Annotated in this window: 17 protein-coding genes and 1 tRNA gene; 3 read left to right on the forward strand and 15 right to left on the reverse strand. The window is 69.3% G+C overall.

Going from position 1 to position 19,157, the window contains the following annotated elements; all coding sequences use genetic code 11:
• Together pepN and MRBLMX7_RS02115 are read right to left on the reverse strand one after the other, a co-directional pair.
• Positions 1-2,481, reverse strand: a complete 2,481-nt coding sequence (gene pepN / locus MRBLMX7_RS02110; protein WP_363365979.1) for an aminopeptidase N — start codon at positions 2,479-2,481, stop codon at positions 1-3.
• Positions 2,482-2,533: 52 nt separating this feature from the next.
• Positions 2,534-3,493, reverse strand: a complete 960-nt coding sequence (locus MRBLMX7_RS02115; RefSeq protein ID WP_363365980.1) for a DNA topoisomerase IB — start codon at positions 3,491-3,493, stop codon at positions 2,534-2,536.
• A gap of 175 nt (positions 3,494-3,668) precedes the next feature.
• Between MRBLMX7_RS02115 and MRBLMX7_RS02120 the strand changes: the two genes are divergently transcribed.
• Positions 3,669-4,628, forward strand: a complete 960-nt coding sequence (locus MRBLMX7_RS02120; RefSeq protein ID WP_363365981.1) for a hypothetical protein — start codon at positions 3,669-3,671, stop codon at positions 4,626-4,628.
• A gap of 50 nt (positions 4,629-4,678) precedes the next feature.
• On the opposite strand, the gene MRBLMX7_RS02125 is transcribed toward MRBLMX7_RS02120, so the two are convergent.
• The 8 genes from MRBLMX7_RS02125 to MRBLMX7_RS02160 all read right to left on the reverse strand — a co-directional run bounded on the left by MRBLMX7_RS02125 (position 4,679) and on the right by MRBLMX7_RS02160 (position 13,097).
• A tRNA-Gln gene (locus tag MRBLMX7_RS02125) sits at positions 4,679-4,750 on the reverse strand.
• Between the two features lie 97 nt (positions 4,751-4,847).
• Positions 4,848-6,353 carry a glutamate--tRNA ligase gene (gltX, locus tag MRBLMX7_RS02130; RefSeq protein ID WP_363365982.1) on the reverse strand — a complete coding sequence of 502 codons (1,506 nt, stop codon included), beginning with the start codon at positions 6,351-6,353 and terminating at the stop codon, positions 4,848-4,850.
• Between the two features lie 19 nt (positions 6,354-6,372).
• Positions 6,373-7,161 carry a class I SAM-dependent methyltransferase gene (locus MRBLMX7_RS02135; protein WP_363365983.1) on the reverse strand — a complete coding sequence of 263 codons (789 nt, stop codon included), beginning with the start codon at positions 7,159-7,161 and terminating at the stop codon, positions 6,373-6,375.
• Positions 7,142-8,419, reverse strand: a complete 1,278-nt coding sequence (locus tag MRBLMX7_RS02140; RefSeq protein WP_363365984.1) for an MFS transporter — start codon at positions 8,417-8,419, stop codon at positions 7,142-7,144. The genes MRBLMX7_RS02135 and MRBLMX7_RS02140 overlap by 20 nt, the downstream gene beginning before the upstream one ends.
• Positions 8,416-9,192 (reverse strand): fumarylacetoacetate hydrolase family protein, encoded by a 777-nt coding sequence (locus tag MRBLMX7_RS02145; RefSeq protein WP_363365985.1) that lies wholly within the window; start codon positions 9,190-9,192, stop codon positions 8,416-8,418. Before MRBLMX7_RS02145 ends, MRBLMX7_RS02140 begins: the two co-directional genes overlap by 4 nt.
• A 96-nt stretch (positions 9,193-9,288) precedes the next feature.
• On the reverse strand, positions 9,289-10,389 hold the full coding sequence (locus tag MRBLMX7_RS02150; RefSeq protein WP_363365986.1) for a branched-chain amino acid aminotransferase: 1,101 nt from the start codon (positions 10,387-10,389) through the stop codon (positions 9,289-9,291).
• Between the two features lie 61 nt (positions 10,390-10,450).
• A complete protein-coding gene (locus tag MRBLMX7_RS02155) occupies positions 10,451-11,494 on the reverse strand; it encodes a 3-isopropylmalate dehydrogenase (protein WP_363365987.1) in 1,044 nt (347 codons plus the stop codon).
• Between the two features lie 67 nt (positions 11,495-11,561).
• Complete coding sequence (locus MRBLMX7_RS02160; RefSeq protein WP_363365988.1) at positions 11,562-13,097, reverse strand: MFS transporter; 1,536 nt, start codon at positions 13,095-13,097, stop codon at positions 11,562-11,564.
• Positions 13,098-13,216: 119 nt separating this feature from the next.
• Between MRBLMX7_RS02160 and MRBLMX7_RS02165 the strand changes: the two genes are divergently transcribed.
• On the forward strand, positions 13,217-13,762 hold the full coding sequence (locus MRBLMX7_RS02165; RefSeq protein ID WP_050721131.1) for a TetR/AcrR family transcriptional regulator: 546 nt from the start codon (positions 13,217-13,219) through the stop codon (positions 13,760-13,762).
• A gap of 72 nt (positions 13,763-13,834) precedes the next feature.
• Here the strand turns inward: MRBLMX7_RS02165 and serA are convergent, their stop codons facing one another.
• From serA to MRBLMX7_RS02180, 3 genes are all read right to left on the reverse strand, one after another.
• Complete coding sequence (serA, locus tag MRBLMX7_RS02170) at positions 13,835-15,439, reverse strand: phosphoglycerate dehydrogenase (RefSeq protein WP_050721132.1); 1,605 nt, start codon at positions 15,437-15,439, stop codon at positions 13,835-13,837.
• Positions 15,440-15,558: 119 nt separating this feature from the next.
• Positions 15,559-15,888, reverse strand: a complete 330-nt coding sequence (locus MRBLMX7_RS02175; RefSeq protein ID WP_363365989.1) for a hypothetical protein — start codon at positions 15,886-15,888, stop codon at positions 15,559-15,561.
• Positions 15,885-16,373, reverse strand: coding sequence for a hypothetical protein (locus MRBLMX7_RS02180; protein ID WP_363365990.1), 489 nt, complete (start codon positions 16,371-16,373; stop codon positions 15,885-15,887). The genes MRBLMX7_RS02175 and MRBLMX7_RS02180 overlap by 4 nt, the downstream gene beginning before the upstream one ends.
• Before the next feature lie 77 nt (positions 16,374-16,450).
• Here MRBLMX7_RS02180 and MRBLMX7_RS02185 point away from each other — a divergent pair, with 77 nt between their 5' ends.
• Entirely contained in the window at positions 16,451-17,386 is a 936-nt protein-coding gene (locus MRBLMX7_RS02185; protein WP_363365991.1) for a hypothetical protein, read from the forward strand.
• A gap of 153 nt (positions 17,387-17,539) precedes the next feature.
• Here the strand turns inward: MRBLMX7_RS02185 and ilvC are convergent, their stop codons facing one another.
• On the reverse strand, positions 17,540-18,568 hold the full coding sequence (ilvC, locus tag MRBLMX7_RS02190; protein ID WP_050721135.1) for a ketol-acid reductoisomerase: 1,029 nt from the start codon (positions 18,566-18,568) through the stop codon (positions 17,540-17,542).
• A 77-nt stretch (positions 18,569-18,645) separates the two neighbouring features.
• On the reverse strand, positions 18,646-19,155 hold the full coding sequence (gene ilvN, locus MRBLMX7_RS02195) for an acetolactate synthase small subunit (RefSeq protein ID WP_050721136.1): 510 nt from the start codon (positions 19,153-19,155) through the stop codon (positions 18,646-18,648).
• Positions 19,156-19,157: the final 2 nt, after the last annotated feature.

Here is a 19,157-nt window from a genome sequence, read left to right on the forward strand (position 1 = left end):
CTACTGGGCGGCGCGCACCCGCAGATCGCGTGCGAGATGATCGCGCTGTTCGATCACGATGCGCCGCAGAGCGGCCGGCGCGTCGCCGTGCGCGTCGAGCCAGGCATCCACGCGGTCGAGCGTCGGCGTGGCCGGGAACAGTCCGACGACGAGACGCTGCGCGAGCTCGATGCTGCGCGTACGCCAGGCATCGGAGATTCGGGCGAAGTACTCCTCGTCGAAACGGTCGACCAGATCGCGACGTCCGCCCGCGCGGAAGCCGGCGATCTCGGCGTCGAGATGGTCGTTGCTGAGCGAGTGGTCGTTCCACGCCGCGTCCCACGCCGCGGCACGCACCGTCGCCTCGGGTCGCGACGATCGCGCCCGGCGTGCGGCGGTGCGACCGGTGCCCGTGTCGTCGCGCGCGCTCTCGGCCTCGATCTCGTCGAGTCCCGCGTGCGTGGTCGCCACGAGAGACGTGAGCAGCTGCCAGCGCAGATCCGGGTCGATCGTCAGCCCCTCAGGCGCCGCACCGTCCAGGAGAGCACGGACCTCGGCGTGGTGCACGTCGTCGAACGCGGATGCCGCGGCGAGCGATCGCGCCCAGGACAGCTGCGCGTCACTTCCTGCATCCGCAGCCTGCAGAGCGTCCCACGACGTCTCGGCCCACAGCCGCTGCTCCTCGGCACGCGCGTCGTCGGAGACATAGTGCTGGATAGCGAACGCCGCGTTGGCGATCACTCCGACCAGCAGCCCGATGTTGGACTCGCCGGGAGCGTGCCGTCGGACGATCGCCGTGTAGCGCGTCGCGGCGAGCTCTCCGTCGCGCGTCGCGTTCCACAGCGACGACGACACCAGAGCACGCGCGAGCGGATCCTCGATCGACGACAGCGACTCCTCGACGGTCGCGAGCGAGCGCTCGTCGAGCCTGGCCTTCGCATACGTGAGGTCGTCGTCGTTCAGCAGGACGAGGTCGGCGTCGGGCAGCTGCAGCGGGGTGCGCTCCGCGGCGATGTCCAGAGATATCTGGTCACGGCGAACGATGCGCTCGTCGACTCGGCCGTAGAGACCGATGCGCAGGCGGTGCGGGCGCGGCTCGTGCTGTACGAGCACGGCCGCGCCGTCAGCATCCCTGTCGAGCTCGAGCGTCGAGAGCCCCGAGGTCTCGAGCCACGCGCGCGACCATTCGGTCATGTCGCGTCCCGAGACGGCGCTGAGCTGCACGAGGAAGTCGTCGAGCGTCGTGTTGCCGAAGGCATTCGCGGAGAAGTAGCGACGCGCGCCCTCGAAGAACGCCTCGTCGCCCACGAACGCCACGAGCTGCTTGAGCACCGACGCCCCCTTGGCGTAGGTGATGCCGTCGAAGTTGAGCTTCGCTGCCTCCAGGTCGGTGATGTCCGCGACGATGGGATGCGTCGTCGGCAGCTGGTCCTGCTGATACGCCCACGCCTTGCGGCGTGCGGCGAACGTGACCCACGCGTCCTGGAAGCGCGTCGCAGCGGCCGAAGCGTGGGCACCCATGTAGTCGGCGAAGGACTCCTTGAGCCATAGGTCGTCCCACCACTTCATCGTGACGAGGTCGCCGAACCACATGTGCGCCATCTCGTGCAGGATCGTGTTGGCGCGAGCGGCACGCTGCGCCTCGGTCGCCGCCCCGCGTGACAGGTAGGCCTCGGTGAACGTCACCAGGCCCGGGTTCTCCATCGCCCCGAGGTTGTACTCGGGCACGAAGATCTGGTCGTACTTGCCCCACGGGTAGGGGTAGGCGAAGGCCTCGGTGAAGAAGTCGAGGCCCTGTCGGGTGATCTCGAGGATCTCCTCGGACTCGAGGTGCTCAGCCAGCGAGCGACGCGCGAACACGGCGAGCGCGATGCGCTGCTCGTCACGGGTCCACTCCCCCTCGACACGCGCATAGGGCCCCGCGGCGACGGACGTGATGTAGCTCGAGATGGGGAGGGTCGGCGCGAACTCGATGCGCTGCACCCCGACGCCTTCGTCGACGGTGGCCGGCGCCTGGTTCGACAGCACCTCCCAGCCCGCGGGCGCGTCCACGACGAAGACGTACTCGGCTTTCATGTCGGGCTGCTCGAAGCAGGCCATGACCCGACGTGAATCGGCAGGCTCGTACTGCGTGTAGAGGTAGGTGAGGTCGTCTGCGGGGTCGTGGAAGCGATGCATCCCCTCACCGGAGCGGCTGTAGGCGCCGACGGCCTCGACGCGCACCGTGTTCTCGGCGGCGAGTCCCTGAAGGCGGATCCGGGCTCCGTCCCAGTCGACGGGCTGCTCCTCCTCGTTGAGCAGCACGCGGTCGACGGACAGGCCGATGAAATCGATCCACGTCTCATCGCTCGTCGCGGAGAACTCGAGCGTGGTGGTCGTCGGGAATCCGGGTCGCGCGCGCTCAGGGGCGCCGGTCAGGTCGAGCTCGACGCGGATGCGGTGCACGGTGACGGATGCGGATCGCGCGGCCGTCTCCTCGCGGGAGAGATTGGCTGTGTCCATGTTCCCATCCTGTCATCCGCCCTCTATCGGTCATGCAGCGCGTCGAACCGGTTCATTTGCCGAGCAGCCGCCGGATCGCGGACTCGGGTGACACCGTGAGATCGAGCGTGCGACCGCGCGCGTACTGACGGAACACCCTGGGGTCGATGTAGCTGCTGCGCGCCACCGCGATCGTGTTGCCGAGCGCCGAGGCCGTCGCCTGCACCGCGAGGCGCTCGGCCTTCTTGCGGTCGTTGCGACCCTCGAGCACGCCGATGCGCGCGAGCGCGTCGGCCGCGAGGATCGTGCCGTGCAGGGTGCGGAAGTCCTTCGCGGTGAACTTCCCTCCGGCGACCTCGCGCAGGTAGTCGTTGATCTCCGTGGACGACAGTCGTACGCGGCGCCGTCCCTTGCGGTAGGCGAGGAGCGTCGCTCGGGGCGACCCGACCGAGAACTCCGTGAGCGCCTCGGCCAATGCCTCGTCGGTGATCTCGATGGACGCGAGCTGCTTGCTCTTGGCGGGGAAGCTGAGGGCCACGGTGCTGCCGTCGATGCGCACGTCGCGTCGACGCAGGGTGCTGAGCCCGCGACTGCCGTGCTTGACCAGGTAGCGCTCGGAGCCGATGCGCAGGGCACCGTCGTCCAGCAGGCGGAACGCGACAGCCAGGGCACGATCGCGGGAGAGCCCCGGCTCGCCGATCGCCATCGTCACCCGTCGGCGGGCGGAGGGCAGGGCGGCGGCGAGACGCAGGGCGCGAGCGAACTTGCGCTGGTCGCGGCCGGTGCGCCACAGCGGGTGGTACACGTATTGGCGGCGACCGGCGTCGTCGGTGCCGACGGCCTGGATGTGCGCGAGCGGGTCGGCGGCGATCCAGACGTCGGTCCATCGCGGCGGGATGACGAGGTCGGAGATGCGTTCGCGGTCGGCTTCCGACACGGGCTCCCCGCCCGCGTCGAGGTAGCGGAACCCGGATCCCGAGCGGCGACGCCGGATACCCGGTTCCTCTCCTGGAACGACTCGTCTCAGCGCCATCCTCGTGCCTCCCGGGTCTCGCTCGTCGACGACATCGAGGATGCCGCCTCCCGACGACGACGCGATAGGGCATGGCGTCGCAGCAGCGCGATCTGCTAGGACTCGGAGGTCGCGTTCGATGCGTCGTCACCGACCGGATTGTCGACGGCCACCGGGGTCTGTCATCCTCATGTGTATGACGATGTCACTCGAGCAGTTCCAGTCGGCCCTCGCGAGACCGGATCTGCGCGGCGGCCTCGCCCTCCCCCTCAGCGACACCGAGGCCGAGCTGGTCGCCGCCGATCCGGCATCCGTGCAGAGCTGGTACGGCTACTGGCTGTCCCTGCAGCCGGTAGCACCGACTCCCGAGGCACCGGTCGCGCCGGGCCCCCCGACCGGTCCGGCGAGCTTCGACGCCCCGCCACCTCCGCAGTACACCGCACCGCAGGGCGCCCCTGCGCCGGATACCGCGCAGCCCACGGTCCCTCTCGCGGGTCCCGCGCCTGTGGATGCGGTCTTCGCGACCACCGCGGCGTACCCCGAGACCGGATTTCCCGGTACCGGCCACCCCGGTGCGGGCTACTCCGGCGGGGAGTACGCCGGTGCGAGCTACCCAGGGGCCGCCCAGTTCGCGGGAGCCGCGGGCCTCGCAGCGCCTGCGCGGAAGAACGTCGGCCTGTGGGTCACCCTGTCGGTCCTCGGCGCGCTGCTCCTGATCATCGCGATCGTCGTCGTGACGGCGTTCGCCACGGCCCGCACCTGGACCAAGGTCGACGTTCCCGAGCAGCCCGAGACGTTCCACAGCGAGACCTACGAGACCGGGCGCTTCGACGTGACGATGGACGCGGTGAACCCCTGCTTCGTGAACCAGGACTGGACCGACTGCACGAACCTGCTCCTCGCGAGCTACACCGCGGCCTGCGTGGGCGTCGAGCTGACCGAGGACGCGACCGCCCTGTGCACCGAGTACAACGGCGCGATCCTCGAGATGCAGGCCCAGGACACGCCGGGCTCGTACGTGGCCACGCTGGGCACCTACGGCAACCTCTCGCGCACCCCCGAGACGGATGTGCGCCAGGTGTCGAACGAGGACTACCGCCCCGCCGAGACGCATGAGGCCGTGTGCTATCTCGGGTTCCTCGGAGAATGCGAGTAACCCGCCCCACAAACCACGAAACCCCCGCCTGAGCGGGGGTTTTCGTTGTGCTGGGGTACCTGGACTCGAACCAAGAACAACTGAACCAGAATCAGCCGTGTTGCCAATTACACCATACCCCAAGGGCGAAACCTGGGCCTCGCACCGAGAGTCAAGCCTACCCGAGCGGCGACCGGAATGCCAAAACGTCCGATCGCGGGTCGCCGCCCGGGCGTGCCGTCACTGCGCGAGGAACGCCGAGAGTCCGCGCAGGCGGCGGAGCGACTCGTCCTTGCCGATCAGCTCCATGGACTCGAACAGCGGCGGCGACACACGGCGACCCGTGATGGCGACGCGGGGCGGCCCGTAGGCCACGCGCGGCTTGAGCTCGAGGTCCTCGACGAGCGCCTTCGCGAGCGCGTCTTGGATCCTCTCCGGCGTGAACTCCTCGACCGACTCTATGGCCGCCACACAGGCGTCGAGCACCTCGGCGGCGTTCGCCGGCAGGCCCTTCAACGCATCTGCGTCGTACGACACCTCGTCGACGAACAGGAAGCCCAGCATGCCGGGGACGTCGCCGAGCAGCTGCACGCGCTCCTGCACGAGGGGCGCTGCACGGAACGCCAGCACGAGCTGCTCGTGGGTCGGCTCGTCGAAGAGACCCGCTGCCGCGAGGTACGGGATCGTCCGCTCGGCGAAGTCCTTCTCCCCCAGCATCCGGATGTGGTCGCCGTTGATCGACTCGGCCTTCTTCTGGTCGAAGCGGGCCGGGTTCGGGTTCACGTTCGTGATGTCGAAAGCCGCGATGAACTCCTCGAGCGAGAACACGTCGCGGTCGGGGCCGATCGACCAGCCGAGCAGCGCCAGGTAGTTCAGCAGGCCCTCGTGGATGAAGCCGCGCTCGCGGTGCAGGAAGAGATCGGCCTGCGGGTCGCGCTTGGAGAGCTTCTTGGTGCCGGTCTCCCCCAGCACGAGCGGCATGTGGGCGAAGCGCGGCACGAAGGTCGTGACCCCCGCGTCGATCAGCGCCGCGTACAGCGCGAGCTGGCGCGCGGTCGACGGCATGAGGTCCTCGCCGCGCAGCACGTGCGTGATCCCCATGAGCGCGTCGTCGACCGGGTTCACGAAGGTGTAGAGGGGGATGCCGTTGGGACGCACGACCACGAAGTCCGGGAAGGATCCGGCCGGGAACGTGACCTCGCCACGGATGAGGTCGACATACGTGACGTCTTCGTCGGGCACCCGCAGGCGGAGCGCGGGCTGGCGCCCCTCGGCGCGGAAGGCGGCCTTCTGCTCGTCGGTGAGGTCACGGTCGAAGTTGTCGTAGCCGAGCTGCTTCGCGCGTCCTGCGGCCTCGTTGCGGGCGTCGATCTCCTCGGCGGTCGAGTAGCTCTCATAGAGCGCACCTGTCGCGAGGAGCTTCTCGATCACGCCGCGGTAGATGTCGTGGCGCTCCGACTGGCGATACGGTGCGTGCGGTCCGCCGACCTCGACGCCCTCGTCCCAGTCGATCTCCAACCAGGTCAGAGCGTCGACGAGCTGGCGGAAGCTCTCCTCGCTGTCGCGGGCAGCGTCCGTGTCCTCGATGCGGAACACCATCTTCCCGCCGTTGTGACGGGCGTACGCCCAGTTGAACAGCGCGGTGCGCACCATGCCGACGTGCGGCAGGCCGGTCGGCGAAGGGCAGAAGCGGACGCGGACGTCGGCACCGCTGGCGGTCGTGGTGAGGGGATGAGGAGTAGCCATAGCCCTTCGATTCTACGGCTCAGCGGGGTTCTCCCACGGCGATGGCGGCGGTGTGCTCGAGCGGCACCTCATCGCCGACCGCGAGGACGTCGCACAGCTCATCGAACCCACGCCGGAAGGCCGAGCGCCCTGCCGGGTCGAGGCTCCGGTAGAAGAGGCCGGCGCCGGCCACGCCGCCCTCCGCCGACGCCCAGAGCGCCGCAGGCGAGGCCCGCCACGTCCACGTGCTCTCGGACACCTGGACGCCACGCCATCCGGCATCCGTCAGCATCTCCGCGAAGCCCGCGGCGGTCCGAGCGAAGTCACGCTCGGGAGGCAGCCTCTCCCCCTCGGCCGGCACGAGTCCTGCACGGTCGCAGATCTCCCTCCAGAACCACGACGGAGACTGCACCCAGATCGTCGCCGCGACGCGCTGGCGCGCCACTCGCGCGAGCTCCCCGGCCGACTCCCGCGGATCCGAGACGTGGTTGAGCACGAAGTTCGCCGTCACCGTGTCGAACGACTGCCCGTCGAACGGCAGCTCCGGCAGGGCTCCGGCCACGCAGTCGATGTCAGGATGCTCGCGCTCCGCGACCGCCCGCATGGAGGGCTCCGGCTCACATCCCGTGACCGCCCAGCCCTGCCCGGCGAACTCGGCGAGCAGCGAGGAGGTACCCGACCCGACATCCAGCAGTGTGCGCCCTTCACCCCGTCCGAGCGCGGCGATCAGCTGCGGTCCGGTCCCCAGGCACAGGGACGCGTAGGAGACCGCGTACGCCTCACCGGTGCCGTTCCACGCCTTCACGGCCTCACCGGCTCTCGACCTCACGCGGCGAATGCTCCACCGCGAGGGGCGACAGCACCACGATGATCAGCACGATGACCGAGGCTGCGATGCCGAGACCCGCGTACTGGAAGTTCGCCAGCACGACGCCCGCGAGCACGGCTCCCCCCGCCGCGGACAGGCTCATGAGCGAGTCGCTGCGCCCCTGACGACGAGTGCGCAGCTCCGGCGCGCTCGCCTCCGTCAGCAGCGCGGCCCCGGCGACGGTCGCGGCACTCCAGCCCAGACCGAGCAGGATCAGGGCGACCATCACTCCCCACTCCTGATCGTTCACGAACACCGCGAACGCCAGAGCCCCGCCCAGGAGCACCTGCCCCAGGAGAACGACTCGGAGGCGACCCCAGCGATCGGCCAGGATGCCGAACACCGGTGAGAGCGCGTACATGCCGCCGACGTGCAGCGCGATCGTGATCCCGACGAGCGCCGAGACGTCCGCCGGCGTCGGCGCCATTCCGTGTGCGCCGTGCGCCATGTGCGAGAGGTGCACGGGAGTCATCGCCATGACCGAGGCCATCACGACATGAGACCCGGCGATCGCGAAGATCGCGTACCGCGCGACCCGCGGCCTGTCGGCGAAGACGGTGCCCGTGGCGGCTTCCGCAGCCGTCGAGAGACGCTGGGCCGTGAGGAGCGGGTCAGGGCGCAGCGCGACCAGGTACAGCACGAGCGCGGCGCACTGCGCGACGAAAGAGAACGCGTACGAGCCGGTCTGCGGCGGCATCCCGATCATCTCGCCGACCACCTCGCCGGGGCCGAGCAGCAGCGGACCGGCGACGCCGCCGATCGTCGTGGCCCATACGACGATCGAGAGATCCCGACCGCGGTGCTTCGGCGCCGCGAGGTCGGTCGCCGCGAACCGCGACTGCAGATTGCCCGCGTTCCCGGCGCCGATCATGACGATGCCGACGAGCAGCAGCGGGAACACCCGTAGCGACGCCGCGAGGATCACGACCGCGATGCCCACGAGAGCGAAGAGGTTGCCGAGCGTCAGGGCGCGCCGGCGTCCGAGCCGAGCGGCGAGGCGTGCGAGCGGGATCGCGCACAGCGCGGCGCCGAGCGTCACGGAGGCGGTCGCGAGGCCTGACAGCGCGTCATCGCCCGAGATGTCGGCGGCCAGCAGCGCACCGAGCGAGACGGTCGCTCCGAAGGCGATGCCCCCGAGCACCTGCCCGAGCGACAGGGTCAGCACCGTGCGGCGCTGCACCCGCGCGAGCTGAGCCGCCGACAGGGCGACGACGCTCATGACGCGCGTGGTGCGTCGCGCACGATGTTGCGCAGGATGCCGAGGCCGGTGATCTCCACCTCGACGGTGTCGCCGGCCGAGAAGGCGCCGACGCCGGCGGGCGTGCCGGTGAGGATCACGTCACCCGGGAGCAGCGTGAAGACGGCCGAAGCGTGCTCGATGATCGCGGCGACCGAGTGGATCATGTCCGTGAGCGGCGCGTGCTGGCGCACCTCGCCGTTGACACGGGTCTCGATGGTCGCGGTCGTGGGGTCGAAGTCCGTGTTGATGGTCGGGCCGAGCGGGCAGAACGTGTCGAAGCCCTTCGCCCGTGTCCACTGGCCGTCCTTGCGCTGCAGGTCGCGCGCCGTGACGTCGTTCGCGATCGTGTAGCCGAGAACGTGATCGAGCGCGTCGGCTGCCGACACGTTCTTCGCGACACGGCCGATCACGACGGCGAGCTCCCCCTCGTACTCGGTCTGCTCGGAGATGGCCGGGCGGACGATCGCGTCGCCGGGGCCGATCACGGAGGTGTTCGGCTTGAGGAACAGCAGCGGCTCCTCCGGGGCCTCGCCGCCCATCTCGGCCGCGTGGTCGTGGTAGTTCTTGCCGACGCACACGATCTTCGAGCGCGGGATCACGGGTGCCAGGATCACGGCATCCGCGATCGGCACACGCACGCCCGTCGTCTCGTAGCCCGCGAAGAGCGGGTCGCCCGCGAGGACGACGAGGTCGGTGTCGTCGACGATCCCGAAGAGGATGGCGTCGTCATTGCTGAATCGGGCGATCTTCATGCATCCAGCCTAGCCAGGGGCCTCGACGAGACGACCCCGCCTTGCAGGGTTCGCAAAGCGGGGTCGCGTGTCCGATCCGGGTCGGACGGCTGAGGCTCAGGCGTCGAGGCGCAGGAGCCAACCGTGCCGGTCCTCTCGGCGGCCGTACTGGATGTCGGTGAGCTCCTCGCGCAGCGACAGAGCGAGGTCGCCGAGCGGCTGCGGCTCATCGAAACCCTCGCCGACGAGAGCGCCGATGGGAGTCACGACGGCGGCCGTCCCGCACGCGAAGACCTCGACGATGTCGCCCGAGGCGACGCCCTCGCGCCACTCGGTGATCGAGATGGGTCGCTTCTCGACCGTGTAGCCGCGGTCCTCCGCGAGCTGCAGCAGCGAGTCGCGCGTGATGCCGTCGAGGATGCTGTCGGACTCGGGCGTCACGACGCGGCCGTCCTTGAACACGAACACGACGTTCATACCGCCGAGCTCTTCGACGTCGCGCTTCTCGTTGAGGAACACGACCTGGTCGCAACCCTTGGCGCTCGCCTCCTTCTGCGCGAGGAGGCTCGAGGCGTAGTTGCCACCCGTCTTCGCCTTGCCCGTGCCGCCCTTGCCCGCGCGGGCGTAGTCCTCCGAGAGCCAGATGCGCACGGGCTTCACGCCGCCGGTGAAGTATGCCCCGGCCGGGCTCGCGATCACGTAGTAGGCGACCTTCTGCGCTGCGCGCACACCCAGGAACGCCTCCTTGGCGAACATGAAGGGGCGCAGGTAGAGGCTCTGATCTTCGCCGGACGGCACCCAGTGCCCGTCGACCGCGACGATCTCGCGGAGCGACTGGATGAAGTACTCGGTCGGGAGCTCGGGAAGGGCGAGTCGGCGCGCGCTCGCCTGCATACGCGCCGCGTTGCGGTCGGGACGGAACGTGTGCACCGAGCCGTCCGCGTGACGGTAAGCCTTGATGCCCTCGAAGATCTCCTGCGCGTAGTGCAGCACGGAGGCCGCGGGGTCGAGCGCGATCGGGCCGTACGGCTGCACGCGCGGACGGTGCCACCCGCCCTTGGCCGACCAGCAGATGTCGACCATGTGGTCCGTGAACGCCACGCCGAAACCGGGGTCGTCGTGCACCTCCGCGACACGGGCCTTCGTGGCGGCGTTCAGGTTCTTCGTCACCGCGAACTCCAGCGGAGCCAACGCGGCCTCAGCGTCGATGGTCGTCATCTCTTCATCCAATCCTTGTGGGTGGGCGCATCCTCGCGCCGCTTCAGCCTACGCCTGTCGTTCAGAGGCGTGCAGCGATCGCGGAGCCGATCTCCGCGGTCGGCCGCGCGCCCGTGCGCGCGGCGATGTCGGCCTCGACGGCGGCGCTCACGCGAGCGCTCTCCGCCGACAGGCCGAGGTGGTCGAGCAGCAGCGCGACCGAGAGAATCGCGGCCGTGGGGTCCGCCTTCTGCTGCCCGGCGATGTCGGGCGCGGATCCGTGCACCGGCTCGAACATCGAGGGGAATGCGCCGTCGGGGTTGATGTTCCCCGAGGCTGCGAGGCCGATGCCGCCCGTGACGGCGCCGGCGAGGTCGGTGAGGATGTCACCGAAGAGGTTGTCCGTGACGATCACGTCGAAGCGCGAGGGGTCGGTCACGAGGAAGATCGTCGCCGCATCGACGTGCAGGTAGTCGACCTGCACGTCGGGGTGCTCGGCCGACACCTGGTCGACGATCCGCTTCCAAATCGCTCCCGCGTGCACGAGGACGTTCGTCTTGTGCACGAGCGTCAGCTTCTTGCGGCGACGCTCCGCGAGGTCGAAGGCGTAGCGCACGACGCGCTCGACGCCGAAGGCGGTGTTGACCGAAGTCTCGTTCGCGATCTCGTGCGGCGTGCCCTGGCGGATCGCTCCCCCGTTGCCGACGTACGGCCCCTCGGTGCCCTCGCGGACCACGACGAAATCGATCTCCCCCGGGTTCGCGAGGGGGCCCGCGGCGCCGGTGAAGAGCTTCGACGGACGCAGGTTCACGTAGTGGTCGAGCGTGAAACGGAGCTTGAGGAGCAGACCGCGCTCGATGTTCGCGTGCTTGAGACGCGGGTCGCCGGGGGTTCCGCCCACGGCACCGAGGATGATCGCGTCGTGCGCGGCGATCGCCTGGAGGTCGTCGTCCGTGAGCGTGTCGCCGGTCTCGAGGAATCGCGCCGCTCCGAGCGAGAAGTGCGTCTTTTCGAAGGTCACATCGCTCTCGGCGGTGACGGCATCGAGGACCTTCTCGGCTTCGGCGACGACCTCCGGGCCGATCCCGTCTCCGGGAATCAGGGCCAGCTTCACGACACGCGACATGCGACTCCTTGCATCGGGATGGACCGGCGCACCCGCGCGCGGGTGGCCGGTCCTCCCAGCGTAGTGGTCAGTGCGTGGGTGCCTTGCGCAGTGTGACGGCCGCGATCACGCCGGCCAGCACGACGAGCGCGGCTCCGATGAGCGAGGTCACGAGCACTCCGGAGCCGAAGGCCGCGGACGCCGCCGCCCACAGAGCCTCGCCGAGCTGCGCGGGGAGCGCTGCGGCCGCGGTGTACGCACCGGCAAGGGTCTCGGCCGCCGCGCGGGCGGCGTCTGCGGGGATCCCGTCCGGTATCACGAGCGCTCCGCGGTAGAAGGCCGTGATGAGGCCACCCAGCACCGCGGTGCCGAGGACGGCGCCGAGCTCGTACGCGGTCTCGGACACCGCACTCGCGGCACCGGCCTTGGCCGCCGGCGCGCTCGACAGGATCAGCTCGTTCGAGATCGTCTCCGCCGCGCCGATGCCGATGCCCAGCACCACGAACGCGAGGATGAGCGGCGCGACGCCGTGGTCCTCGGTCGAGACCGCGACGAGCAGGTAGCCGATCACCGAGAACACCAGTCCGGCGGGCACCAGGATGTGCGGCGGCACGCGGCGCGAGATCGGCACCACGCTGAGACCGGCGACGATCATCGCGACCATGCCGGGCACCAGAGCGAGACCCGCGACCATCGGCGAGAGCCCCAGGACCAGCTGCAGGTGCTGCGACACGAAGTACAGGAAGCCGACGAGCGCGACGACGCTCAGCAGGTTCACGAGGATCGCGCCCGAGAACGAGCCGCGACGGAACAGCGCCATGTCGAGCATCGGGATCTCGGCGCGCAGCTGGCGCCGCACGAACAGCCACCCCATCACCACGCCGAGCAGAGCCCAGGCGCCGGCGGTCAGCGAGGGGCCGTCCACGGCGAAGGACTTGATCGCGTACACGACCGGGATCATCGCGGCCATGGAGAGCAGGATGCTGATCGGGTCGATGCGACCGGGGTGGGGGTCACGGCTCTCGGGCACGAGCAACGGCGCACAGATCAGGAGCGGGATGAGCACCGGCACGGCGATCAGGAACACGGAGCCCCAGGCGAAGTGCTCGAGGAGGAACCCGCCGACGATCGGCCCCAGGGCAGCGCCCGCGGAGAACGCGGATGCCCACACCGCGATCGCGAGGCGACGCTGGTCGCGGTTCAGGAAGATCGACCGCAGCAGCGACAGCGTCGACGGCATCAGCATGGCGCCGAAGAATCCGAGGAGGGCGCGAGCGGCGATCAGCAGCCCCGCCGTGGGAGCGAACGCGGCGAGGGCGGACACGATCGCGAATCCGGTCGCGCCGATCAGCAGCATCCGGCGGCGACCGAAGCGATCGCCGAGAGTACCCATGGTCACGAGCAGACCCGCCAGCACGAGCGGGTACACGTCGATGATCCACAGCTGCTCGGCGCCGGTGGGGGCGAGCGCGATGGAGATCTCCGGGAGTGCGAAGCTCAGCACCGTGTTGTCCACCGAGACGAGCAGCACCGGCAGCATGAGGACGACGAGCGCCGCCCATCCGCGGGCTCCTACTCGGGGAGCATCCGTCTCCGTCGTCGGAATCGACGCCGTACGGGTCATGGGTCACACCTTTCGAATCGCGACGGCCTAAAACTAAACCGTCCGGCTGGTATAGTAACAGAATCACCGCTCCCCTGGCACTAGCGTGAACACAGGAATCCGCCGAGCAGAGGACCCCGATGCCCAGACCGCCCCTGGCCCGCGAACGCGTGCTCGACGCGTTCGAGAAGATCGTCATCAACGACGGCGAGCGTGCCGCGACCCTCGACGCCACGGCACGAGAGGCCGGGGTCTCGAAGGGCGGCCTGCTCTACCATTTCGGTTCCAAGGACGACCTCGTGGCCGGCATCCTGGATCGGCTCGACAGGCTCACGACGATCGATCTCGAGCGCATGAACGCCCACGACGAGGGACCGGTCGCCTATTACGTGCGCACCTCGGTGATGGAGGACGACGCGCTCGACCGCGCTCTGATCGCCACGTCACGCCTCGCGCAGGGCGGATCCGCCGCGGCCGGCGACGCGCTGCGGCACGTGCGGCGACGCTGGGAGGACACGATCCGCCCCCACGTCCGCGATCGAGCGAGCCTCGACCTCGTGATGCTCGTGAGCGACGGCCTCTACTTCAACAACTCGCTCGACGTGAACGGCGGGGAGCACCTCGTCCCCCATCGCGAGGAGCTCGAGGCGCTCCTGGAACTCGTCCTGCGCGCCACGGCTCCCTGAGGCCGCACACCTCGGGAACGCGGACAGGGAGGATGCCGTGCAACACGGCATCCTCCCTGTCGTGGTCTGCGATCAGACCTCGGTGATCTCGATCTGACGGAACAGGTCGGCGTCGATCGCACCGCGCACGTCGTCGAGCAGCTCGTCCGACACAGGCGAGTCGAGGGTGAGGACGCTGAGCGCCTGGTCCCCCGCCGCGAGACGGCCGATCTGCATGCCGGCGATGTTGATGCCCGCCTCGCCGAACTTCTGTCCGTAGACCGCGACGATGCCGGGACGGTCGGTGTAGAGCATCACGACGTGGTGCTTCTCGATCGGCAGTTCCAGCGCGTGGTCGTTGATGCCCACGAGCTTCTCGGTCTGCTTCGGCCCGGTCAGCGTGCCGGAGACCGAGAGCTGCGTGCCGTCGGACAGCGCGCCCGTCAGAGTGATGACGTTGCGGTACTCGGCGCTCACGTCGTCCTTGAGCAGACGCACCGCGATCCCCCGCTGCTCGGCGAGGAGCGGGGCGTTCACGTACGACACGGTCTCGCTCACGATGTTCGTGAAGACTCCCTTGAGCGCGGCGAGCTTGAGCACGCTCACGTCGTAGGCGTTGAGCTCGCCGTGCACCTCGACGTCGAGGCTCGTGAGGGGCGAGGTCGCGAGGGCCGCGAAGATCTGGCCGAGCTTCTCGACGAGCGAGATGCCGGGGCGCACGTAGGGGTCGATGACCCCGCCGGCGACGTTCACCGCGTCGGGCACGAGGTCTCCTCCGAGCGCTAGACGCACCGACTTCGCGACCGAGACGCCCGCCTTCTCCTGAGCCTCCTCGGTGCTCGCACCCAGGTGGGGCGTCACGACGACGTTCGGCAGGTCGAGGAGCGGGCGCGCCGAACCGCCCTCCGCGGGCGGCTCCGAGGTGAACACGTCGAGCCCCGCCCCGGCGATCTCGCCGGCCACGAGAGCCTCGTGCAGAGCCTCCTCGTCGATGAGCCCGCCGCGGGCCACGTTCACGACGAACGCCGTCGGCTTCATCGCCGCGAACTGCTCGGCGCCGATCATGCCCGTCGTCTCGGGCGTCTTCGGCATGTGGATCGTCAGGAAGTCCGCCTCCGCGACCAGCTCGTCGAGCGAGAGCAGCTGCACGCCGAGCTGCTGCGCACGCGCCGAGGTCACGTAGGGGTCGTAGGCCACCACGCGCATGTCGAACGCGGCGAGGCGCGCCGCGACCAGTGCGCCGATGCGCCCGAGGCCGACGATGCCGACGGTCTTCTCGAAGAGCTCGGCGCCCGTGAACGAGCTGCGCTTCCACTGGCCCGCCGACAGCGAGGCGTGGGCGGCCGGGATCCGGCGCGCGAGGCTCAGGATATGCCCGACCGTCAGCTCGGCGGCCGAGACGATGTTCGACGTGGGCGCGTTCACGACCATGACACCGGCGGTCGTTGCGGCCTTGATGTCGACGTTGTCGAGGCCGACACCGGCCCGCGCGACGACCTTGAGCTGCGGAGCGTGCGCGAGGGCTTCCTCGTCGATCTGCGTCGCCGAGCGGATGAGCACCGCGTTCGCCTCGGCGAGTGCCGCGAACAGGGCCTCCCGGTCGGTGCCGTCGACGTGCCTGACGTCGAAGTCGGGGCCCAGGGCCTCGATCGTGGCAGGAGAGAGAACTTCGGCGATGAGCACGACGGGCTTCGGCACAGTGGATCCTTCGGGGCAGCGACAGAGGGGCCGATGCGCCGCACACCGTGGGGGCGCGATCACCGCCCAGCCTACCCGAGGGCGCAGCGCCGCCCGCGCCGTGTGACGCTCGGCGACGCCTACCCGGTGGCGAGCGTGAGGCTGTACGCGATGAGGCTGAGCCAGAACACCGCCACCAGCCCGAGCCCCGCGAGCAGGACGATCGCGAGCTCTCCCACACGACGGCGACGACCGATCAGGTACGCGAAGACGAACACGATAGCCGGGAAGACGACCCCGAACACCAGGGCCACCCATCCCGCGGTGTCGAGTCCGCTCTGGGCCATCGTGATCAGGTGCGCGATCGCGTTCCAGATCGCGTAGGCGTAGAAGAGCCCGGCGATCCCGAGCACGAGTCCGGTGATCCAGCGGGGCGAGAGTGATGCCGACGGCACGGTCGTGTCGCTCATGCGCCGATCGCCCCCACGGTGACGAACGGCCAGGGCACGAGGAGCACCACGCCGAGCAGGAGCACGCCCACACGCATCCACGCCGCCCTGCCTCGCGTCAGCACCCAGCTCGCGAGGAACCAGAGCGCGGGCGCCGCGATCGCGAGCACGAACCACGGGAGGAACATCGCGTCCGCGACGAAGAAGTTCGCCAGCGGCTTGAGGCGCAGCCCTCCGACGACCCAGCCGACGCTGTACAGGAGATAGATCCCTCCGACGACGCCGAGGGTCAGGAGCATCGCAGAGCTCAGCGCAGGGCGATCCTCGACGATCGCCTCGTCGTCGACGACATCCCCACCGGCGTCATGGTGCGCGGATGCGGATGCGGATGCGGGCTCGGAGGTCGGCGCCTGCGTCTGCGCGGCGTCCTTCCGGACGGGTGCCGACGATCGCGCGCCGTCATCCCCATCCCAGGTCAGGGCGTCGTCGTCGGGATCCGAAGTCATGTCTCCAGCGTAGGACACGCTCTCCACTAGGCTCGGGGCATCCGGGCCGGAAGAGGGCCCCATCGGGAAGGATCACCGTGGCCGAGCAGAACAAGGACGTGGACGCGGTGGCGTCGGACGGAGCCGGCGGGGAACCCGCGCCGGGATGGAAGCCGACCGCGCAGGCAAAGTCGAAGGCCACCACGTTCCGGTGGATCGCCGTTGCGCTCTGGGTCGTCGCGATCGCCGCGGAAGCCGTCGCGATCTTCTGGCTCCTCCGTCAGCGTGTGATGGTAGGCGAGGACGGCACCTTCGTTCGCGACGCGGACACCGGACTGCTCGAGAGCCAGAACGCCACCGCGCAGTTCCCGCAGTGGGCGTTCATCACTCTCCTCATCCTGCTCGTCGTGATCGCGGCGCTGTCGATCACGGGATCGATCCTATGGAAGAAGGCGAATCGCCTCGATCCCGCCCGCAAGTCCGACACCGTGCGCTTCTTCGTGCAGAACCAGCTCGGCGCGATCATCGCGGTCGTGGCGTTCCTCCCCCTCATCATCCTCATCTTCCTCAACAAGGACATGGACAAGGGTCAGAAGGCCACCGCGGGCATCGTGGGCATCGTGCTCGCGGCCCTCGCTGTCGTGCTGGGCATCGACTTCGACCCGCCCTCCATCGAGCAGTACACGGCCGACCAATCCACCGTGATCCAGCTCCTCGGCAAGGACGAAGTCGTGTGGGTCGCCGGCGGCGCGGTCTACCACGTGTGCGATGAGGTGTCCGACATCCAGACCGGCAGCGAGAAGGTCACCGGGACCACGGCGGAAGCGGTCGAGGCCGGCAAGATCCGCCTCACGCTCAAGTTCGCCTCGGAGCTGCGCACGTGCGGACTCGCGGTGCCGGAGAACGCCGACGAGATCACCGAGGCTCTGCGAGCGATCCAGGGCGGAGCCGTCGACACTCCCCTGCCGGCTCCGGTCTGGGCCGACCCGACCGACGCTCCCATCGAGGTCGAAGACGCGGCTCCCGCGGAGTGATCCGCAGACGCAGAACGGGCCCGGTGCGATCCGCACCGGGCCCGTTTTGCGTGGATCGAGAGATCAGCGCGCAGCGCTGCCGTCGACCCAGGCCGAAGGCCGGCCGCCGCGCAGCGGCGCGATCAGCACCGTCCTCCGAGGGCTACGGCGCCGTCAGCGCGCAGCGCTGCCGTCGACGTAGTCCTCGTCCTGCTGCTTCCAGGCGAAGAGCGAACGCAGCTCCTTGCCGGTGGCCTCGATCGGGTGCGTCTCCTCCTTGGCGCGCAGCGCCAGGAACTCCTCGGCACCGTTGTCCTGGTCGTCGATGAAGCGCTTCGCGAACGCGCCGGACTGGATGTCCGAGAGGACGCCCTTCATGCTCTCCTTGACGCGCTCGTCGATGACGCGCGGGCCCGAGACGTAGTCGCCGAACTCGGCCGTGTCGGAGATCGACCAGCGCTGCTTGGCGATGCCGCCCTCCCACATGAGGTCGACGATGAGCTTGAGCTCGTGCAGCACCTCGAAGTACGCGATCTGCGGCTGGTAGCCCGCCTCGACGAGCGTCTCGAAGCCCGCCTGCACGAGGTGGCTCATGCCGCCGCACAGCACGGCCTGCTCGCCGAACAGGTCGGTCTCGGTCTCCTCGGTGAAGGTCGTCTTGATCACGCCGGCGCGGGTGCCGCCGATGGCCTTCGCGTACGAGAGGGCGGTGGCCCAGGCGTTGCCCGAGGCGTCGCGCTCGACGGCGATGATGTCCGGGATGCCGCGGCCGGCGACGAACTCGCGACGCACGGTGTGGCCCGGTGCCTTCGGAGCGACGAGGATCACGTCGACGCCCTCGGGGGCATCGATGTAGCCGAAGCGGATGTTGAAGCCGTGCGCGAACGCGAGCGTCTTGCCCTCGGTGAGGTTCGGGGCGATCGACTCGCTGTAGATCGTGCGCTGGTGCTGGTCCGGCGCGAGGATCATGATGAGGTCGGCCCACTGGGTCGCCTCGGCGACGGTCTTGACCGGGAAGCCGGCCTCCTCGGCCTTCGCGGCGGACTTCGAGCCCTCCTTGAGGGCGATGGCGACCTCGACGCCCGAGTCGCGCAGGTTCTGCGCGTGCGCATGGCCCTGCGAGCCGTAGCCGACGACGGCGACCTTCTTGCCCTGGATGAGGGACAGGTCGGCGTCGGCGTCGTAGAAGATCTCGGTGCTCACTGGTTCTTTCTCCTTGATTGTTGCGTTTCGTCTCGCTCCGCTCGCTCGACGAACGGCGAAGCTCTGGATGGTGTGTGTCAGCCGCGCAGGACGCGCTCGGTGATGCTCTTGCCGCCGCGGCCGATCGCGAGAAGGCCCGACTGGGCGATCTCCTTGATGCCGAAGGGCTCGAGGGCACGGAGCAGGGCCTCGACCTTGCCGCGGTCGCCCGTGACCTCGACCACGAGCGCGTCGGAGGCGTAGTCGACGACGGAGGCGCGGAACAGGTTCACGACCTCGATCACGTTCGACCGGGTCGAGTTGTCGGTGCGCACCTTGATGAGCATGTGCTCGCGCTGCACGGACGTCGAGAAGTCGAGCTCCACGATCTTGATGACGTTGATGAGCTTGTTCAGCTGCTTCGTCACCTGCTCGAGGGGCAGGTCGTCGAGGTCGACGACCACCGTGATGCGCGAGATGCTCGGCACCTCGGTCACGCCGACCGCGAGCGAGTGGATGTTGAAGCCGCGGCGGGCGAACAGTCCGGCGACTCGCGTCAGCAGACCGGGGGTGTCCTCCACGAGGAGGCTCAGCACGTGCGTCGTCATGG

This window comes from Microbacterium sp. LMX7-1.2 (genome assembly GCF_040675935.1).
In the GTDB taxonomy this organism is placed as follows: Bacteria; Actinomycetota; Actinomycetes; order Actinomycetales; family Microbacteriaceae; genus Microbacterium.

Coding starts and splice junctions, on each gene's coding strand:
- MRBLMX7_RS02150 (WP_363365986.1), bottom strand. CDS start 10,389: ATGACGACCATCGACGCTGAGGCCGCGTTGGCTCCGCTGGAGTTCGCG.
- MRBLMX7_RS02145 (WP_363365985.1), bottom strand. CDS start 9,192: ATGAAGATCGCCCGATTCAGCAATGACGACGCCATCCTCTTCGGGATC.
- MRBLMX7_RS02165 (WP_050721131.1), top strand. CDS start 13,217: ATGCCCAGACCGCCCCTGGCCCGCGAACGCGTGCTCGACGCGTTCGAG.
- pepN (WP_363365979.1), bottom strand. CDS start 2,481: ATGGACACAGCCAATCTCTCCCGCGAGGAGACGGCCGCGCGATCCGCA.
- MRBLMX7_RS02155 (WP_363365987.1), bottom strand. CDS start 11,494: ATGTCGCGTGTCGTGAAGCTGGCCCTGATTCCCGGAGACGGGATCGGC.
- gltX (WP_363365982.1), bottom strand. CDS start 6,353: ATGGCTACTCCTCATCCCCTCACCACGACCGCCAGCGGTGCCGACGTC.
- MRBLMX7_RS02180 (WP_363365990.1), bottom strand. CDS start 16,373: ATGACTTCGGATCCCGACGACGACGCCCTGACCTGGGATGGGGATGAC.
- MRBLMX7_RS02160 (WP_363365988.1), bottom strand. CDS start 13,097: ATGACCCGTACGGCGTCGATTCCGACGACGGAGACGGATGCTCCCCGA.
- MRBLMX7_RS02175 (WP_363365989.1), bottom strand. CDS start 15,888: ATGAGCGACACGACCGTGCCGTCGGCATCACTCTCGCCCCGCTGGATC.
- MRBLMX7_RS02140 (WP_363365984.1), bottom strand. CDS start 8,419: ATGAGCGTCGTCGCCCTGTCGGCGGCTCAGCTCGCGCGGGTGCAGCGC.
- ilvN (WP_050721136.1), bottom strand. CDS start 19,155: ATGACGACGCACGTGCTGAGCCTCCTCGTGGAGGACACCCCCGGTCTG.
- MRBLMX7_RS02115 (WP_363365980.1), bottom strand. CDS start 3,493: ATGGCGCTGAGACGAGTCGTTCCAGGAGAGGAACCGGGTATCCGGCGT.
- MRBLMX7_RS02120 (WP_363365981.1), top strand. CDS start 3,669: ATGACGATGTCACTCGAGCAGTTCCAGTCGGCCCTCGCGAGACCGGAT.